The sequence below is a fragment of the Sulfurimonas sp. genome, assembly GCF_016744025.1.
In the GTDB taxonomy this organism is placed as follows: domain Bacteria; phylum Campylobacterota; class Campylobacteria; order Campylobacterales; family Sulfurimonadaceae; genus Sulfurimonas.
This window is the reverse complement of record NZ_JADGFC010000186.1, coordinates 1-3,661: the sequence shown is the minus strand read 5'-3', so window position 1 is coordinate 3,661 and position 3,661 is coordinate 1. Positions and strand designations below refer to the sequence as shown.

The 3,661-nt window shown below is 30.2% G+C and carries 2 protein-coding genes; both read left to right on the top strand.

The window, feature by feature from the left end; genetic code table 11:
• Window positions 1–278 precede the first annotated feature (278 nt).
• A complete protein-coding gene (locus QZZ48_RS14780; RefSeq protein WP_294967026.1) occupies window positions 279–2,504 on the top strand; it encodes an ATP-binding protein in 2,226 nt (741 codons plus the stop codon).
• Window positions 2,505–3,661 (top strand): chemotaxis protein CheB (locus QZZ48_RS14775; protein WP_294967025.1); only part of this gene is annotated, 1,157 nt, incomplete at its 3' end.

Here is a 3,661-nt window from a genome sequence, read left to right as displayed (position 1 = left end):
TGTTTTTGGTCGAATAAGATTAGCAGATTATCGATTAATCCTATCTTTCAACTTACTTTCAAAAAATTGCACTTGATTTTAGAATTGGCGAAATAAAAAGAGAAGAGATTAAATATAATGGTAATGATGAAATAAGTGAAATCGTAAAATCAACCAAAAAAGTTATAGATGCTATTGAGACAACAATATCTCAGGCTAATGCAGTAGCAGATGGTAACTTCTCTAAAGAAATACAACTTCTAGGCAGTAATGATCAACTTGGCCTTGCTATTACAGATATGACAAAAAGACTTAAAGAGATAACCTCTTTAGCCCAAAAGCTCTCTACTGGTAACTATGACACAAAAATTATTGCAAAAAGTAGTGAAGATAAACTTGGTATGGCTCTTATTGATATGATTAAGTATCTTGAAGTAGTTGCTAGCGTCTCTGAGTCAATAGCAGAAGGTAATATTAATGTAGATTACAAGATTGTTGGAGATGAAGATAGGTTGGGTATATCTATGCTTAATATGATAAGTTATTTAAGAGGTATATTATCTCAAGCAGATTCCATAACAAAAAATGATTTTTCTCATAGTATTGAAGTGAAATCAAAAAATGATGAACTCGGTATTGCTCTTGAAATTATGACTAATATGTTAGAAGAAAATGACATAAAAAATAAGGATGAAATCTATTTTAGTGAGGGTATTGGTGAATTTAGTGATAAACTAACAGGAATTGGTGACACCATAGAACTTTCTAGAAAAGTTATAACAATGGTTAGTAGATATGTAGAAGCATGTGCGGGTGTTGCATATATCTATAATAAAAAAAAAGATGAACTTGAACTTATCGCATCTTACTCATTTAACCCAAAAGATAGTTCTGCTAATGTGTTTAAACTTGGTAGTGGAGCAGTTGGACAAGCCGGGTTAGATAAAGAAGTTATATTACTAACAAATGTACAAGATGAGTATTATGATATAAAAACTGGAACAACTGTATCTAAGCCAAAAGAAGTATTTATTATTCCTCTTATTCATGAAGGAAAACTTTTTGGTGTTGCAGAATTAATGACCTTTAATAGCTTCAGTGAAGTTCAAAAAGATTATCTAAAAAGAGCTGCTAATATATTTACTACATCACTTTTTGCAGCTACTCAAAATATGAAAATAAAAGTTTTACTAGAAGACTCTAAAAGATCTTATGAAGAGTTACAAGTTCAAAGTGAAGAGCTTCAAGAGTCAAATGTTCAGATGGAAGAACAACAGCAACAACTTACTCTTCAAGCTAAAAGTATGAAGATTAAAAACAGTGAACTAATTCAAGCAAAAGAAGACCTGGACAAAAGAGCTGATGATTTAGAAAGAGCAAGTAAGTATAAGAGTGAGTTCTTGGCGAATATGTCTCATGAACTTCGTACTCCACTTAACTCGATTATATTACTATCAAAACTACTTACTCAAAATAAGAGTGATACATTAAGCGATGGTGATGTGTCAAAAACCTCTGTTATACATAAGGCTGGTCATGATTTACTTCTTCTTATTAATGATATTTTAGACTTAAGCAAGATTGAGTCTGGGAATATGGAACTTCATGAAAATGAGGTTTCTACTAGTGAAATAAAAGAAGAAATAGAAGGCCTTTTTATAGAGGTAGCAAAAGATAAAAAGCTTGATTTTGAAGTAAGAGATAGTTTTAACAGAAGCTTGATAGTAGATAAAACAAAACTACTTCAGATTATTAAAAACCTTCTATCTAATGCATTTAAGTTCACAAAAACAGGTGAAGTATCTCTTTGTATATTTAAGAAAAACAAAGATGTCGTACTTGAAGTTACAGATACAGGAATAGGAATACCTGAAGCTAAATTAGCTCTTATATTTGAAGCATTTAAGCAGGTTGATGGAAGTATTAGTAGAGAGTATGGGGGAACAGGGCTTGGTCTTTCTATTAGTAAGACTTTTATCGATTTGATGGGTGGTCGTATTGAAGTAGAATCTAAAGAGGGCAGAGGTTCTAGTTTCTTCGTGATACTTCCTTTTGAAAAAGAGAAATTTGAACAAAAAATACCGGTAGCACAAGAAACAAAGGAGTTCTTAGTTGCAGATGATGATATTGAAGTTTTTGATAAAGAACTATTAAAAGGTAAAAATATTCTCATCGTTGATGATGATAGTAGAAATATCTTTACACTTTCTTCAGTTCTTCAAGAACTTGGTGCTGATACATATAGTGCTTTAAACGGTGAAGATGCATTTAAACTTCTAGAAGATGTAGAAGAAAATGTTGATGTGATTCTTATGGATATTATGATGCCGGTAATGGACGGATTAAAAGCTATTGAGAATATAAAAGCAGATGAGAGATTTAAACATATTCCAATCATTGCTGTAACAGCTAAAATAATGAAAGAAGATAAACAAATGTGCTACGAAGCTGGTGCAAATGACTACTTAGCTAAACCAATAGATCAAAATGCATTAATCTTTATGTTAAAAGCCTGGAGTAAATAGTTGTTAAAGTTTATAAGGCAGGGTAGAGAGTGTAAAATAGAAATCAAGGATAATATAAGTGATGAAGAAGTTCTTCACCTTAAAGAGCTTCTAGATGAAGATTTTTATCTATTTAGCATAAACTTTACACGTATATATAATATACCTGCATCTTTAACAGAACTACTTTATAAAAATACAGAAATTTTACAAAAAAATATTAATATAATCGTAAATAAAAGTAGACTATCTAAGTACCTAAATTATATTGGGCTAAAAGGTTCGTTTATATCTAAGTTAAAAGATAGACAGAGTCGTAATCCAAACATAAATGTCATAGCAATTGGTGGAAGTGCAAATAGTAGCGAGAAGATAATTGAAATTTTATCAAATATAGATACTACTAAATTTGCAATATTTTTAATACAGCATATTGACCCTCTAAAGAAAGGCATCTATGATGATATATTGGCTAATTATGTAAGTAGCAATATATCATATGCATCTGAAGGAATGGATGTAGAAGTAGGACATCTTTATTTAGCCTCAAAAGATAGACATATGACAGTACAAGAGTCTAAAATACATTTAGAAAACTCTGCTCTTAAAAATGCAGCAAGACCATCTATAAGCGTTAGTTTTGAATCCCTAAGCAAAGAGTATAAGGAAAATTTTTGTGGAATTCTAACCTGTGGCTATGCTGCAGATGGAGTTGACTCACTTGCAACGCTTAAGAGAAACAATTCAGTTATTATAATTCAAAATCCAAATAATTGTGAAGCTAACTCAATTCCTTTGAGTGCAAAAAAACAAAAGATATATGACTTTGTATTTGACACTATAGATATTTCTTTTTATTTAAGATGCATGAGTTTAAAATATGATAGCTTTGATGAATGGATGAATTTTCTTTTTAATGAACTATATACTAGGTATGAGTATGATTTTAGGCTTTACCAAAGAGATTCTATAAAGAGAAGAGTTGAACAGTTTATGATAAAACATAGAATATTTGATGTAAAAACATTTGTACTTTTAGTTCTCTTTGATAAATCCGCATTTAAGTCTCTTTTTTTAGATTTATCCATAAATGTAACAGATTTTTTTAGAGATATAAAAGCTTCAAGGAAAATGATTGAGATTATTAATAAAGAGCATAAAAACTGTTACAATATAAA

What these genes read in the sequence shown, in the direction of transcription:
- QZZ48_RS14780 (WP_294967026.1), top strand. Translation starts at nt 279, where the DNA reads ATGACAAAAAGACTTAAAGAGATAACCTCTTTAGCCCAAAAGCTCTCT.